Annotated in this window: 13 protein-coding genes; 9 read left to right on the forward strand and 4 right to left on the reverse strand. The window is 62.4% G+C overall.

Annotated features, from left to right (window positions below; all coding sequences use genetic code 11):
• Positions 1 to 7: 7 nt before the first annotated feature.
• From fadB to ACNQP3_RS08555, 6 genes are all read left to right on the forward strand, one after another.
• On the forward strand, positions 8 to 2,155 hold the full coding sequence (gene fadB / locus ACNQP3_RS08530) for a fatty acid oxidation complex subunit alpha FadB (protein WP_060515337.1): 2,148 nt from the start codon (positions 8 to 10) through the stop codon (positions 2,153 to 2,155).
• A gap of 31 nt (positions 2,156 to 2,186) precedes the next feature.
• Positions 2,187 to 3,362, forward strand: coding sequence for an acetyl-CoA C-acyltransferase FadA (gene fadA, locus ACNQP3_RS08535; RefSeq protein WP_012271343.1), 1,176 nt, complete (start codon positions 2,187 to 2,189; stop codon positions 3,360 to 3,362).
• 77 nt (positions 3,363 to 3,439) lie between these two features.
• Positions 3,440 to 3,691 (forward strand): DUF1653 domain-containing protein, encoded by a 252-nt coding sequence (locus tag ACNQP3_RS08540; RefSeq protein ID WP_012271344.1) that lies wholly within the window; start codon positions 3,440 to 3,442, stop codon positions 3,689 to 3,691.
• Between the two features lie 100 nt (positions 3,692 to 3,791).
• A complete protein-coding gene (topA, locus tag ACNQP3_RS08545) occupies positions 3,792 to 6,401 on the forward strand; it encodes a type I DNA topoisomerase (protein WP_012271345.1) in 2,610 nt (869 codons plus the stop codon).
• 91 nt (positions 6,402 to 6,492) lie between these two features.
• Entirely contained in the window at positions 6,493 to 7,008 is a 516-nt protein-coding gene (locus tag ACNQP3_RS08550; RefSeq protein ID WP_012271346.1) for a DUF6586 family protein, read from the forward strand.
• A gap of 50 nt (positions 7,009 to 7,058) precedes the next feature.
• Positions 7,059 to 7,292 (forward strand): hypothetical protein, encoded by a 234-nt coding sequence (locus ACNQP3_RS08555; protein ID WP_003248777.1) that lies wholly within the window; start codon positions 7,059 to 7,061, stop codon positions 7,290 to 7,292.
• Between the two features lie 50 nt (positions 7,293 to 7,342).
• Here ACNQP3_RS08555 and sulA read toward each other — a convergent pair whose 3' ends face one another.
• Positions 7,343 to 7,819, reverse strand: coding sequence for an SOS-induced cell division inhibitor SulA (gene sulA / locus ACNQP3_RS08560; protein ID WP_012271347.1), 477 nt, complete (start codon positions 7,817 to 7,819; stop codon positions 7,343 to 7,345).
• Positions 7,820 to 7,832: 13 nt separating this feature from the next.
• The gene (gene lexA / locus ACNQP3_RS08565) at positions 7,833 to 8,441 is read right to left on the reverse strand and encodes a transcriptional repressor LexA (RefSeq protein ID WP_012271348.1); all 609 of its coding nucleotides are present in this window, start codon (positions 8,439 to 8,441) and stop codon (positions 7,833 to 7,835) included.
• A gap of 215 nt (positions 8,442 to 8,656) precedes the next feature.
• Between lexA and ACNQP3_RS08570 the strand changes: the two genes are divergently transcribed.
• From ACNQP3_RS08570 to nagZ, 3 genes are read left to right on the forward strand one after another with little or no spacing between them, the layout of a single operon-like run.
• Positions 8,657 to 9,364, forward strand: coding sequence for a TetR/AcrR family transcriptional regulator (locus ACNQP3_RS08570; RefSeq protein WP_012271349.1), 708 nt, complete (start codon positions 8,657 to 8,659; stop codon positions 9,362 to 9,364).
• A 40-nt stretch (positions 9,365 to 9,404) separates the two neighbouring features.
• Complete coding sequence (locus ACNQP3_RS08575) at positions 9,405 to 9,944, forward strand: L,D-transpeptidase (RefSeq protein ID WP_012271350.1); 540 nt, start codon at positions 9,405 to 9,407, stop codon at positions 9,942 to 9,944.
• Positions 9,945 to 9,952: 8 nt separating this feature from the next.
• Entirely contained in the window at positions 9,953 to 10,951 is a 999-nt protein-coding gene (gene nagZ / locus ACNQP3_RS08580; protein ID WP_179028070.1) for a beta-N-acetylhexosaminidase, read from the forward strand.
• A gap of 64 nt (positions 10,952 to 11,015) precedes the next feature.
• Here the strand turns inward: nagZ and ACNQP3_RS08585 are convergent, their stop codons facing one another.
• The gene (locus tag ACNQP3_RS08585; protein ID WP_264316931.1) at positions 11,016 to 14,333 is read right to left on the reverse strand and encodes a DEAD/DEAH box helicase; all 3,318 of its coding nucleotides are present in this window, start codon (positions 14,331 to 14,333) and stop codon (positions 11,016 to 11,018) included.
• 1 nt (position 14,334) lies between these two features.
• Entirely contained in the window at positions 14,335 to 14,907 is a 573-nt protein-coding gene (locus tag ACNQP3_RS08590; RefSeq protein WP_012271353.1) for a CsiV family protein, read from the reverse strand.
• Positions 14,908 to 14,912: the final 5 nt, after the last annotated feature.

Raw genomic sequence — 14,912 nt, forward strand, 5'->3', positions numbered from 1 at the left:
TCAGTTGATGATTTACGAAGGTAAAGCCATCACGGTTAAGGCTCTTGAAAGTGGCATCGTCGAGCTCAAGTTCGACCTCAAGGGTGAGTCCGTCAACAAGTTCAACCGCCTGACCCTGAACGAGCTGCGCCAGGCCGTCGAAGCCATCCAGGCCGACGCCTCGGTCAAGGGCGTGATCGTCAGCAGTGGCAAGGACGTGTTCATCGTCGGCGCCGACATCACCGAGTTCGTCGACAACTTCAAGCTGCCCGAGGCCGAACTGGTCGCCGGCAACCTGGAAGCCAACCGCATCTTCAACGCCTTCGAAGACCTCGAAGTGCCCACCGTTGCCGCCATCAACGGCATCGCCCTGGGCGGCGGCCTGGAAATGTGCCTGGCAGCCGACTACCGGGTCATGTCCAGCAGCGCCAAGATCGGCCTGCCAGAAGTCAAGCTGGGTATCTACCCTGGCTTCGGCGGCACCGTGCGTCTGCCACGCCTGATCGGCTCGGACAACGCCATCGAGTGGATCGCCGCCGGCAAGGAAAACCGTGCCGAGGACGCCCTGAAAGTGGGGGCCGTTGACGCCGTGGTCGCCCCTGAGCTGCTGCTGGCCGGTGCTCTCGACCTGATCAAGCGCGCCATCAGTGGCGAGCTGGATTACAAGGCCAAGCGCCAGCCAAAGCTGGAGAAACTCAAGCTCAACGCCATCGAGCAGATGATGGCCTTCGAGACCGCCAAGGGCTTTGTCGCCGGCCAGGCCGGGCCGAACTACCCAGCCCCGGTCGAAGCCATCAAGTCCATTCAGAAAGCCGCCAACTTCGGTCGCGACAAAGCGCTGGAAGTCGAAGCCGCAGGCTTTGCCAAGCTGGCCAAGACTTCGGTCGCCGAGAGCCTGATCGGCCTGTTCCTCAACGACCAGGAGCTCAAGCGCAAGGCCAAGGCGCATGACGAAATCGCCCATGACGTGAAGCAGGCCGCCGTGCTCGGCGCCGGCATCATGGGTGGCGGCATTGCCTACCAGTCGGCGGTCAAGGGCACCCCGATCCTGATGAAGGACATCCGCGAGGAAGCCATCCAGCTGGGCCTGAACGAGGCCTCCAAGCTGCTCGGCAACCGCGTCGAGAAGGGCCGCCTGACCCCGGCCAAGATGGCCGAGGCACTCAACGCCATTCGCCCGACCCTGTCCTATGGCGATTTCGCCAATGTCGACATCGTCGTCGAGGCCGTGGTCGAGAACCCGAAGGTCAAGCAAGCGGTACTGGCGGAAGTGGAAGGCCAGGTGAAGGACGATGCGATCCTCGCCTCCAACACTTCGACCATTTCCATCAACCTGCTGGCCAAGGCGCTCAAGCGCCCGGAAAACTTCGTCGGCATGCACTTCTTCAACCCGGTGCACATGATGCCGCTGGTGGAAGTGATTCGTGGCGAGAAGTCCAGTGAAGTGGCGGTTGCCACCACCGTGGCCTACGCCAAGAAAATGGGCAAGAACCCGATCGTGGTCAACGACTGCCCGGGCTTTTTGGTCAACCGCGTGCTGTTCCCTTACTTCGGCGGCTTCGCCAAGCTGGTCAGTGCCGGTGTCGACTTCGTGCGCATCGACAAGGTAATGGAAAAGTTCGGCTGGCCGATGGGCCCGGCCTACCTGATGGACGTGGTCGGTATCGACACCGGCCACCATGGTCGCGACGTAATGGCCGAAGGTTTCCCGGACCGCATGAAGGACGAGCGCCGCTCGGCCGTCGATGCGCTGTACGAGGCCAACCGCCTGGGCCAGAAGAATGGTAAAGGCTTCTACGCCTACGAAACCGACAAGCGCGGCAAGCCGAAGAAGGTCTTCGACGCCACCGTGCTCGATGTGCTCAAGCCGATCGTGTTCGAGCAGCGTGAAGTCACCGACGAAGACATCATCAACTGGATGATGGTCCCGCTGTGCCTGGAGACCGTGCGCTGCCTGGAGGACGGCATCGTCGAAACCGCTGCCGAAGCCGATATGGGCCTGGTCTACGGCATTGGTTTCCCTCCCTTCCGCGGTGGTGCGCTGCGTTACATCGACTCGATCGGTGTTGCCGAATTCGTCGCCCTGGCCGATCAGTATGCCGATCTGGGGCCGCTGTACCACCCGACCGCCAAGCTGCGTGAAATGGCCAAGAACGGCCAGCGCTTCTTCAACTGAGCGGTCAACGAGCTAGAGCGAGAGATTTGATATGAGCCTGAATCCAAGAGACGTGGTGATTGTCGACTTCGGTCGCACGCCAATGGGCCGCTCCAAGGGTGGCATGCACCGTAATACCCGCGCCGAAGACATGTCGGCGCACCTGATCAGCAAGTTGCTGGAACGCAACGGCAAGGTTGACCCGAAAGAAGTCGAGGACGTGATCTGGGGCTGCGTCAACCAGACCCTGGAACAGGGCTGGAACATCGCCCGCATGGCGTCGCTGATGACCCAGATCCCGCACACCTCTGCGGCCCAGACCGTCAGCCGTCTTTGCGGTTCGTCGATGAGCGCGCTGCACACTGCCGCCCAGGCGATCATGACCGGTAACGGTGATGTGTTCGTGGTCGGTGGCGTGGAGCACATGGGGCACGTCAGCATGATGCACGGCGTCGATCCCAACCCGCACCTGTCCTTGCATGCCGCCAAGGCTTCCGGGATGATGGGCCTGACTGCAGAAATGCTCGGCAAGATGCATGGCATCACCCGTGAGCAGCAGGACCTGTTCGGCGTGCGTTCGCACCAGTTGGCCCACAAGGCCACGGTCGAAGGCAAGTTCAAGGACGAGATCATCCCGATGCAGGGCTATGACGAGAACGGCTTCCTGAAGGTGTTCGATTTCGACGAAACCATTCGCCCGGAAACCACCCTCGAAGGCCTGGCGTCGCTCAAGCCGGCGTTCAACCCGAAAGGGGGGACTGTCACGGCCGGTACCTCGTCGCAGATCACTGATGGCGCATCGTGCATGATCGTCATGTCCGGCCAGCGTGCCATGGACCTGGGGATCCAGCCATTGGCAGTGATCCGTTCGATGGCGGTGGCCGGTGTCGATCCGGCGATCATGGGCTACGGCCCGGTGCCTTCGACCCAGAAAGCCCTCAAGCGTGCCGGCCTGACCATGGCCGACATCGACTTCATCGAGCTCAACGAAGCCTTCGCTGCACAGGCCCTGCCAGTGCTGAAAGACTTGAAAGTGCTCGACAAGATGGATGAGAAGGTTAACCTGCACGGCGGCGCGATTGCCTTGGGCCACCCGTTCGGTTGCTCCGGGGCGCGGATTTCCGGCACCCTGCTCAACGTCATGAAGCAAAATGGCGGTACGCTGGGGGTGGCGACCATGTGCGTCGGCCTGGGGCAAGGTATCACCACTGTCTTCGAACGCGTCTGATCGCGTAGCAGGACAGCAGCCGGGGCCATGTGCCCCGGTTTTGTTTTTTTCAGGTTTTATTCAAGAGGGTGTGCAACATGCAGATACAACCAGGCGTATACCGGCATTACAAAGGGCCTGAGTACCGTGTCTTCAGTGTTGCGCGGCACTCCGAAAGCGAAGAGTGGATGGTGTTCTACCAATGCCTGTATGGTGATTACAGCTTCTGGGTGCGCCCCCTTTCGATGTTCCAGGAGTGCGTCGAGGTTGACGGCGAGCAGGTGCCACGCTTTGCTTTGGTCAAGGCCGAAGAAGGGCTGCCTGGGTTGCTGGGCAAGTCGCACGAGTGATCGTCCGAGCTTGACCTCACACTTTTGCCACTATATATAGCGGTGCCGCGTCTGGCACCTGACGCGTTTTTCATCTTCAGATTCAGGAATACTCCGATCCATGGGCAAATCGCTGGTCATTGTGGAATCCCCGGCCAAGGCCAAGACCATCAACAAGTACCTGGGCAACCAGTACGTGGTGAAGTCGAGTATCGGCCATATCCGAGACCTCCCCACCAGCGGTTCGGCCAGCGCGAGCAAAGAGCCGGCCGCCAAGCGTGGCAAGGCCGCGGGTGAGGCTCCGGCCCTTTCGCCGAAAGAAAAAGCTCGTCGCCAGCTGGTAGCGCGCATGGGTGTCGACCCCGACCATGGCTGGAAGGCGAAGTACGAAATCCTGCCTGGCAAGGAAAAGGTGATCGAAGAACTGCGCCGCCTGGCCAAGGATGCCGACACCATCTATCTCGCAACCGACTTGGATCGCGAGGGGGAAGCCATTGCCTGGCACCTGCGCGAGGCCATCGGCGGCGACGACACCCGCTACAAGCGCGTGGTGTTCAACGAAATTACCAAGAAGGCCATTCAGGAGGCCTTCTCGCAGCCGGGCGAGCTGGACATCGACCGGGTCAACGCCCAGCAGGCGCGGCGCTTCCTTGACCGCGTGGTCGGTTACATGGTCTCGCCACTGCTGTGGGCCAAGATTGCCCGTGGCCTGTCCGCTGGCCGTGTGCAGTCGGTAGCGGTCAAGCTGGTGGTGGAGCGCGAGCGTGAAATCCGCGCGTTCATCCCGGAAGAGTACTGGGAGATCCACGCCGACCTCGGCACCGCGAAGAACGCCAAGGTGCGTTTTGAGGTGGCGCGCGAGAAGGGCGAGGCCTTCAAGCCGCTGAACGAAGCCCAGGCCATGGCTGCGCTAGAGAAGCTGAAGGCTTCCAGCTACAGCGTGGTCAAGCGTGAAGATCGCCCGACCAGCAGCAAACCGTCGGCGCCGTTCATTACTTCGACCCTGCAGCAGGCAGCCAGTAACCGCCTGGGCTTTGGGGTAAAGAAAACCATGATGATGGCCCAGCGCTTGTACGAAGCCGGCTACATCACTTACATGCGTACCGACTCGACCAACCTGTCGGCTGATGCCCTGGACATGGCGCGCAGCTACATCGAGCGTGAATTCGGCAAGCAGTACCTGCCGGAAGCGCCGCTGGTATACGGCAGCAAGGAAGGCGCCCAGGAGGCGCACGAAGCGATTCGTCCTTCTGACGTGAATACCCACCCGACCAAGCTCAGTGGCATGGAGCGTGACGCCGAGCGCCTGTACGAGCTGATCTGGCGCCAGTTCCTGGCATGCCAGATGCCGCCTGCGCAGTACCTGTCCACCAGCGTTACCGTGGCTGCCGGTGATTTCGAGCTGCGTGCCAAGGGTCGTATCCTCAAGTTCGACGGTTACACCCGTGTGCTGCCACAGCAGAGCAAGCCGGGCGAAGACGACGTGCTGCCAGAAATGGTTCAGGGTGAAGCGCTAAAGCTGATCCAGATCGACCCGAGCCAGCACTTCACCAAGCCACCGGCGCGCTTCACCGAAGCCAGCCTGGTCAAGGAAATGGAAAAGCGCGGCATCGGCCGCCCATCGACCTACGCGGCGATCATTTCCACCATTCAGGACCGTGGCTATGTGACCCTGCACAACCGCCGCTTCTACTCCGAGAAGATGGGCGATATCGTCACCGAGCGCCTGTCGGAGAGCTTCTCCAACCTGATGGACTATGGCTTTACCGCCGACATGGAAGAGAACCTCGACGACGTGGCCCAGGGCGAGCGTGACTGGAAGAACGTGCTCGACGAGTTCTACGGCGACTTCAGCAAGAAGCTGCAGACTGCCGAGTCCAGCGAAGACGGCATGCGCGCCAACCAGCCGACCATGACCAACATTCCGTGCAAGGAATGTGGCCGGCCAATGATGATCCGCACCGCGTCCACCGGTGTGTTCCTGGGTTGCTCGGGTTACACCTTGCCGCCAAAAGAGCGCTGCAAGGCCACCGTCAACCTGGTGCCGGGCGACGAAATTGCCGCTGATGACGAGGGCGAATCGGAGTCGCGCGTGCTGCTGGGCAAGCACCGTTGCCCGATCTGCGCCACGGCGATGGACGCTTACCTGCTGGATGAGAAGCACAAGCTGCACATCTGCGGTAACAACCCCGATTGCGTTGGCTATGAGATCGAAGAGGGCAGCTACCGCATCAAGGGTTACGAAGGGCCTAGCCTGGAGTGCGACAAGTGCGGCAGCGAGATGCAATTGAAGACCGGTCGTTTCGGCAAGTTCTTCGGCTGCACCAACCCGGCATGCAAGAACACCCGTAAGCTGCTCAAGAGTGGCGAGGCGGCACCACCGAAGATGGACAAGGTGGACATGCCGGAGCTCAAGTGCGAGAAGGTCGACGACACCTATGTGCTGCGCGACGGTGCTTCGGGGTTGTTCCTGGCTGCCAGCCAGTTCCCTAAAAACCGCGAAACCCGCGCGCCGCTGGTGCTCGAGATCGTGCCGCACAAGCATGAGATCGACCCGAAGTACCACTTCCTGTGCGATGCGCCGCAGAAAGACCCAGATGGCCGCCCGGCGGTAATTCGCTACAGCCGCAAGACCAAGGAGCAGTACGTGCAGTCCGAGGTCGATGGCAAGCCGACCGGCTGGAAGGCGTTCTACGACGGTAATGCGTGGAAGGTTGAAGACAAGCGCTGATCGTTTGGCGTTGTAATTGGGGCCGCTCTTCGCGGCCCCAATCATTTATGATGCAGCTATCCGCCTTGCAGCCTCATGGGAGCACACTGAAATGGCCCAGGAACTCTATACCCGCACCAATCAGAAACTGTTTTTTGCCGGTCTCGCCCTGGAATCCATGGCCAAGGCCGAACAAAGCCAGGCCATGAATGCCCAGGGCCTGGTCCAGGCCGAGCGCGAGTCGGCGCTGTTCCATCTGTATGGTGCGCTGCTGGGGCTGTGCCATGAAATTGGTGGCTTCTACCGCTTGCCGGTGGTTGCAGGGGTCGAGCAAGCCTTGGCTGACGACGCCCTGAGCGGCATCGCCATTCCGGAAGTGGCAGAGTTGCTGGAATTGGCTCGCCAGCGTGAAACGTGGCTGGCGCAAATGCTCGGTGCTTATGCCGATTTGTTCCGACCACCGGTCGCCAGGAAAGCGCCGAAAACCGACGTTACCCAACCCCTGATTCAAGCGGTCAATCTCGATGAACCTGAGCCTGCAGCGCTGTCGCGTGCCGAGTTGGAAAGCTGGCGCAACAACCTCAAGGGCTTGGTGAGACGTTTCCGCGACGCGTTGAGTGAGTGCTGATAGCCGCAGCGGCTGGTACAATAACGGCCTTTCGCGGAGAACTGCCATCTATGTCTACGTCTTTTCTGGAAATTGTCGAGTTGCCTGATGGCCGCATCGAACTGCGTCGCGCCGAGGATGAGGGCTCTCTGGTAACCCTGGATTTCTCGGAAGACGCCAAGGTGTTCCTGCAGGGGCAGCATGTGGAAGTGGCCAAGGCCATGCTCAGTGTGGGCGTGCAGATGGCCGGTCGCCTGATGGATGGCGAGCTCGAGCGTGATGAAGGGCCGCGCGTGCTGCACTGAGGGTGCAGCGGCGTATCAAGCTTTTTGAATTACCAGGCAAAGCCTGGACATCAGCCGAGGCGGATGTTCAGGCTTTGTGCGTTTCCGGTGCTGGCTGCGCGCAGAAGTTGCTGGCGTGAGGTGGCGTTGACGTTGCCCAGCCAGCTGACCACGGTGTGACTGAGGCCAAGGCGCAAAGCTTCGCAGGCCAGTTGCAGTGGGCTTTGATTGCTGCGGGGTTGCAGCAGCAGAATACGTTCACGGTTGAGCCCGGCATCGCGTAACCAGGCCTGTGTCAGGCTCGATGGCGGAGCGATCAGGGTCAGCCAGCGGGCCTCATCTTCTTCGCTCAGCTCGCGCAGGACGGGTGCCAGCAGGCTTTGGCAGTGCTCTGGGGCACCGCGTAGCGACAATTCGCTGAAGAGGTCCGGCTGGCTGCTCTTGCGTGCCAGTTCACTGGCTTTCAGGCCAGGTAGCACGGGTTGGGCGAGGAATGCTTCGAACAGGGGCAACTGGGCTTGCTCGGGTGCGTGAATGAACTGCTGCATGACGCCTCCTGGATCAGCGGCGAATGACGCCGACGCTCAAGCCCTCGATCACCAGCTCCTGTTCTTTCAGGTCGACTTCGATGGGGGCGAATTCGGGGTTTTCGGCAAGCAGCCAGACCTTGCTGCCTTCGCGCTTGAAGCGCTTGACGGTGACTTCGTCGCCGATGCGCGCTACCACGATTTGGCCGTTACGCGCTTCGCGGCAGGTGTGTACCGCCAGCAGGTCGCCATCGAAGATGCCGACGTCCTTCATGCTCATGCCGTGTACGCGCAGCAAATAGTCGGCCTGGGGGTGGAAGAAGGCAGGGTTGATGTTGCAGGATTGCTCGATGTGCTGTTCGGCAAGAATCGGCGCGCCAGCAGCAACCCGGCCGATGATCGGCAGGCCGCTTTCTTCGGCTTTGGTTTCCAGGCCAGGAATGCGGATGCCGCGCGAGGCGCCTGGCGTCATTTCGATCGCGCCCTTGCGGGCGAGGGCCTTGAGGTGCTCCTCGGCGGCGTTGGGCGATTTGAAACCCAGCTCCTGAGCGATTTCGGCGCGGGTCGGCGGGAAGCCGTTGTCTTCCAGGCAGCGCTTGATGAACGCGAGAATTTCGGCTTGGCGTGGCGTCAGTTTCAACATGGTGAGCGCTCTGTCTTTTTGTACAGTGACTGGGATTATATACAGTACTGGATGCGCTGCAAGCCAAAAGGCGCAATAAACAGTACAGGTGGCGCTTGCAGCCGGGCGTCTGGCACTTTTAAATGGCGACCGCCCGGTCACCGAGCCTTGACAGAAGCAGGGCTGAAACGTATGTTTCAAACACTTGTTTGTCTGGCGGAGTAGTCGGAGTAGTCATGGCCCAATCGGAAACCGTTGAACGCATTCTCGATGCTGCCGAGCAGCTGTTCGCGGAAAGGGGGTTCGCCGAAACCTCGTTGCGGCTGATTACCAGCAAGGCCGGGGTCAACCTGGCGGCCGTCAACTATCACTTCGGCTCCAAGAAGGCACTGATTCAGGCGGTGTTCTCGCGCTTCCTCGGCCCGTTCTGCACCAGCCTCGAGCGTGAGCTGGAGCGGCGCCAGGCCAAGCCGGAGCACAAGCCGACCCTCGAAGAACTGCTGGAAATGCTGGTAGAGCAGGCGTTGGCCGTGCAGCCGCGCAGCAACAACGACCTGTCGATCTTCATGCGCCTGCTGGGCCTGGCGTTCAGCCAGAGCCAGGGCCACCTGCGGCGTTATCTGGAAGACATGTACGGCAAGGTGTTTCGCCGCTACATGCTGCTGGTCAACGAGGCTGCGCCACGCATTCCGCCACTGGAGCTGTTCTGGCGCGTCCACTTCATGCTTGGTGCTGCGGCCTTCAGCATGTCCGGTATCAAGGCCCTGCGGGCGATTGCCGAGACCGACTTTGGTATCAACACCTCGATCGAGCAGGTGATGCGCCTGATGGTGCCGTTCCTGGCTGCAGGCATGCGCGCCGACAGCGGTGTCACCGACGATGCCATGGCCACTGCGCAGTTGCGCCCGCGCACCAAGATCAGTAGCGCCACAGCCAAGGCCTGAAGGCTGGGCGAGGCAGGGCGCTTCGGCTAAGCTAGCGCTCATGCCCGATCTCGATCTGCTGCACATCTCCCTTGCTGATCAATGCCTGTACGGTTTTGCCCGTGGCCAGCTGCGCGTGCGTGTGCCGGTTTCCACGGCGCGCAACGGTGCCGGTGAGCGCAATGGTTCAGGCTGCACGCCGCGTGGCATGCATCAGGTGCGGGCGAAGATTGGCGCGGGGCTGCCGCTGAATGCGGTATTGGTCGGGCGGCGCTGGGCTGGAGAGGTGTGGTCGCCGGAGTTGCATGCGAAAAATCCAGATCGCGACTGGATCCTCACTCGCATCCTCTGGCTCAGCGGCTGTGAACCCGGTGTCAACCGCCTGGGCGCGGTCGATACGTTTCGCCGCTATATCTACCTGCACGGCACCCCTGACACGGAACCCATGGGCATAGCGTTGTCCCATGGCTGCATACGCCTGCGCAACACCGACTTGCTAAGCCTGTTCGAGCGGGTGCCGGCCCATTGCCCGGTACGTATCGAGCAAGCCGCCTGCCCCCAGTGGGCGTCTCTGAAGTTTTCAATGAAGGATTACCCATGACCGTCAGCCTGCAAGGCTCCCTGATGGTGGATATCGCCGGTAAATGGCTGACCGCCGAAGACCGTCACCTGTTGCGTCAGCCCGAAGTGGCTGGCCTGATCATCTTTGCCCGCAACATCGACAGCCCGCGTCAGGTGCGCGAGTTGTGCGCGTCGATCCGCGCTATTCGCCCCGAGCTGATCCTGGCGGTGGACCAGGAAGGTGGCCGCGTACAGCGCCTGCGCCAGGGCTTTGTGCGGCTGCCAGCCATGCGCGCGCTGGCCGACAATGACAATGCCGATTACCTGGCAGAGCAGTGTGGCTGGCTAATGGCGACCGAGGTATTGGCGGTTGGCCTGGACCTCAGTTTTGCCCCTGTGCTCGACCTGGATCACCAGCGTAGTGCCGTGGTTGGCAGCCGAGCTTTCGAGGGTGACCCGCTGCGTGCCACGCAACTGGCCGGGGCGTTCATTCGTGGTATGAATGCGGCCGGCATGGCGGCCTGTGGCAAGCACTTCCCTGGGCACGGCTGGGCCGAGGCGGACTCGCATGTGGCGATCCCTACCGATGAGCGCAGCCTGGAGCAACTGCGCCAGGCCGACCTGGTGCCGTTCACCCGCCTGAGCGGGCAGTTGGCGGCAGTGATGCCGGCGCATGTCATCTACCCGCAGGTCGATAACCAGCCAGCTGGCTTCTCGCGGCGTTGGCTGCAGGACATCCTGCGTGGTGAGCTGGGCTTTGACGGGGTGATTTTCAGCGATGATCTGTCGATGGCCGGTGCGCATGTGGTGGGGGACGCGGCCAGTCGTATCGAGGCGGCGTTAAGCGCCGGCTGTGACATGGGCCTGGTATGCAATGACCGGGCGGCGGCAGAGCTGGCGCTGAGTGCGGCACAGCGCATGAAGGTCAAGCCGTCGCCGCGGATTGCGCGCATGCGCGGGCAAGGGTTTGCGCGGACCGATTACCGTCAGCAGCCGCGCTGGCTGGAGGCATTGGGTGCGCTGAAGGACGCTCAGCTGGTCGATTGATCGCGCTGGCCTCTTCGCGGGCACGCTCGCGAAGAGGCCGGTACAGGCAGCAGAAGGTGCGGCCTCAACGCCCGCGCTTTCCAGGCAGCGGCGCAAACAGTGCCTCGATTTCTTCGTCGCCAAGCCGCCACTGCCCGGCTTGGCCGCCGTCCAGCAAGCTGGCCGCCAGCGCCGCCTTTTCCTGCTGCAACAGCTGAATCTTCTCTTCCACCGTCCCCCGGGTAATCAGCTTGAACACGAACACCGGCTTGTCCTGGCCAATGCGGTAGGCGCGGTCGGTGGCCTGGTTTTCGCTGGCCGGGTTCCACCAGGGGTCGAAGTGGATCACGGTGTCCGCAGCTGTCAGGTTCAAGCCCACGCCCCCCGCCTTGAGGCTGATCAGGAACACTTCGCTGTCACCCTGCTGAAACTGCCGCACGGGTGTGCGACGGTCGCGCGTGTCGCCGGTCAGCAAGCTGTAGCGGATCTTGCGCTTTTCCAGCTCCTGTTCGATCAGCGCCAGCATCGAGGTGAACTGCGAGAACAACAGCACGCGGCGGCCTTCGCTGAGCAGCTCTTCGAGCATTTCCAGCAGTGCACCCAGCTTGCCCTTGTCGGCCTGGTTGCCTTTGCTTTCCACGCCCTTGACCAGGCGCAGGTCGCAGCATACCTGGCGCAGCTTGAGCAGCGCGTCGAGGATGACGATCTGGCTGCGTGCGGCGCCATTGCGGGCAATTTCGTCGCGGACCTTCTGGTCCATGGCCACGCGCACGGCCTCGTAGGTATCGCGCTGGGCGTCGCTGAGTTCGACCCAGTGCACCATCTCGGTCTTGGCCGGCAGTTCGGTGGCCACCTGTTCCTTGGTGCGGCGCAGCAGGAACGGGCGGATGCGGCTGGCCAGGTGGGCCATGCGCTCGCTGTCGCCGTGGCGCTCGATCGGCGTGCGGTAGTCCTGGTTGAAGCGTTTGAGGTCGCCCAGCCAGCCGGGCATCAAGAAGTGGAAGATCGACCACAGCTCGCCCAGGTTGTTTTCCATCGGCGTACCGGTCAGGCACAGGCGCTGGCCGGCCTGTAGCTCGCAGACGGCGAGGGCGGCCTTGCTGGTGCTGCTCTTGATGTTCTGCGCCTCGTCCAGTACCAGGACGTGCCAGGCCTGCGTGCGCAGGTGTTCGAGGTCGCGTGGCATCAGGGCGTAGGTGGTCAGGACCAGATCGTACTCATGCAGCGTGGCAAAATGCTTGCTGCGCCCCGGCCCATGCAGTGCCAGTACGCGCAGATCGGGGGCGAAGCGCTGGGCTTCGTCGAGCCAGTTGGGTATCAGGCTGGTGGGCATGACCGCCAGTGCCGGTGTACTCAAGCGCCCGGATTCTTTCTCCAGCAGCAAGTGGGCCAAGGCCTGCAGGGTCTTGCCCAGGCCCATGTCGTCGCCCAGGATGCCACCGGTGCCCATCTCGCGAAGGGCCTGCAACCAGTTCAGGCCTTGTTGCTGGTAGGGGCGCATGCTGGCCTGCAGCCCTGTCGGTGGTTCAACCTGCAAATCACGGGCATCGCGCAGGCGCCGGCCCAGGTCGCGAACGTGCTCGCCGCCTTCCCATTGCAGGGGCAGGCCTTCGATTTCGTTCAGGCGCGCGGCGTCGGCACGTTCCATGCGCAGGGACGGGCCGGTTGTGTGTTCGTGCAGGTAGAGCTCGCCCAGGGTGGCCATGACCGCTTTGACGCGGCCATACGGGAGGGCGACGCGCAGGGCCGGGCTGTCCAGGCGACCACGGTTGAGGTCGATCAGCAGGTGCTCGTCGTCACTGCGCCGGGCCAGTTCGCTGGGGCGCAGCAGCTCTGGGCTGCTGCGTAGCAGTTGCAACACGATCGGCAGCAGGCTGTGACGCTGGCCATCGACCACAATGCCAAGCTCCAGGTCGAACCATTCATGGCCGGGCGCCTCGTCGATGCTCGCATACCAGTCGTCCACCTCCTGCAGGTTGAAGGCGAAGTCGCGCTGGACGTCTATGTTCCAACCGGCTTGGCGCAAGCGCGGCAGGCCTTCGCGGGCGAAACGCAGCCAGGCCTCGTCGTCGGGTAGCTGGAACATTTCGCCGGCGCTGTCGGGCAGCGCCTTGCTCTGCCGGGTGGCGGCCTTGAAGCCCAGGTCGCGTAACACCTTGCGCAGGGCCTGTTCGGCTTGCGGCTGGCGGCGGATGCGCTGGCTGGTGTTGCCGACCAGGCGGGTCAGCGGCTTTTCGTCGTTACCGCTGGTACGCAGGTCGTCGTAGTCGAATGCCAGCGCGGCACGGTGTTGCAGTTGTCGCTGCATACGGCCGGTCTTGGGCATGTAGGCGCTGAATTCGAGGCTGCCCAGCGTCAGTCGCCCGTTTGGCGTGATGTCTTCGATATGTTCGGTGCTCACGGCAGTGGGCGTGGGGACGTGACGGTTCAAGGCGTTCAATCGGTGACTCAAGGGGATGACCAGATGCTCCGGCACGATGGGCGCGCGCGCAAGCTGGCTGGCAATGAAGGGGTCGAGGTCGTGGCGCAGTTTGCCGGTCAAATGCCGCTGTCGGTCGACATAGTGCATGGGCTCGATGGGCACTGCCCGCAACTGCTGGTGATCATCGTGGTACCAGGCGCCACGGTAGCTGCCATTGTCCAGCCTGACCCAGCGAAACTCGGCATGCAGCTCCGGCCCAGGGGACAGTGGCGCCAAGTCGTCCTCAAATAGCAGGCGACCGGTGGCCAGGGCATAGCTGTAGAGCTCCCCGCCCTGCTTGCCTTCCAGTTGCGCCATGGGCGTAGTGGTTTCGCTGCGCGAATCAATCAGGCGCAAAAGCCGCGCATCGTCTTCTGTGACGTAGCGAGGTGTGTAGTAGAGCATTTCGGGCATCGATGTGATGCGACCGATCTTCAAGGTGTCGTCTGCCTGTCGGGTGCCCTTGATCGGCTCGAGTCGCCAGACGCCGTGATCCACGTGAATGCGGTAATAGATTGCCGGGCCTTTGCGTGCTGGCCCTTGAGGCGATGCAGGTTGGGAGGGGGACTCAAGGGTTTGCACCCACAGGTTGAGGTCCGGTGGCAGCGACAGGGCGGATTGTTCATGGGGGCCTGCGGCGTCGAGGCCGTCCTGCAATTGCAGCAGCGCCGCGACGCAGTGTTTGCAGTTGAGCCCAACTGGGCAGCTGCAGCGCCCAAATACCCGCAGGTCCCCGTAGTTAACGACCAGCCGGATGTTCTGCTGGTAGGTCTCGCCTGTGGAGCCCTTGCAGATGGCTTCGATCGTTGCGCCGTGCAGCGACAGGATGCGTGCTCGCTCTTGCGCAGCATAGCTGCGGCCTCGTGCCATCGTGCCGGCTTCGATGAAGTCGACCCACCCCGGATAGGCCCTCAGCAGTTGCTGCGCATCGCCATCGCTCACATCACTGCTCCATCATCTCCGGGTCCATCACCGGCATTTTCGGCGTGCCCGGCGGTGTCACCTTCAGCAGCACCGCCAGGTGCCCACCGTCGAGGAAGGTCAGCTGGCCGCCCTTGACGTTGCTGTTGCTCTGCTTGAACTGCTCGCTTTGCAGTACGTTGCCGTTGCTGTCCAGCTGGTTGACCCAGAAGTTGGCCTCGACCGCGATGAAGCGGCCTTCAGCGACGCTGAGGTTGCCCTCGATAGGGAAGTGGCCGAACCGCTCGGCGCCTTCGCCCAGCGCGATGCGGCTGGGCTCGCTGCCTACTTGCTGTTGCCAGGCCTTGTGCAGCAGCACGGTGTAGTCGGCGGTGGCTTCCAGGCGGGTGGCTTCGTCTTCCAGCGCCAGGCGGCGTTCGGCGTCTTTTGCCAGGCGCGGGGCGCCGGCGCTCCAGTCTTCGGGGGCGAACGGGCTGGTGAAGGCGGGCACGCTGTTCTGCCGCACCAGAATCATTTCTACCTGATACAGGCCTTCGGCGAAGGCAGCTGGGGCGAACAGCGCCAGCAGCAAGGTCAGGCAACGGATGGCACGCATGGGTC

The organism is Pseudomonas sp. LFS074, from assembly GCF_047978165.1.
GTDB classification, from domain to species: domain Bacteria; phylum Pseudomonadota; class Gammaproteobacteria; order Pseudomonadales; family Pseudomonadaceae; genus Aquipseudomonas; species Aquipseudomonas putida_P.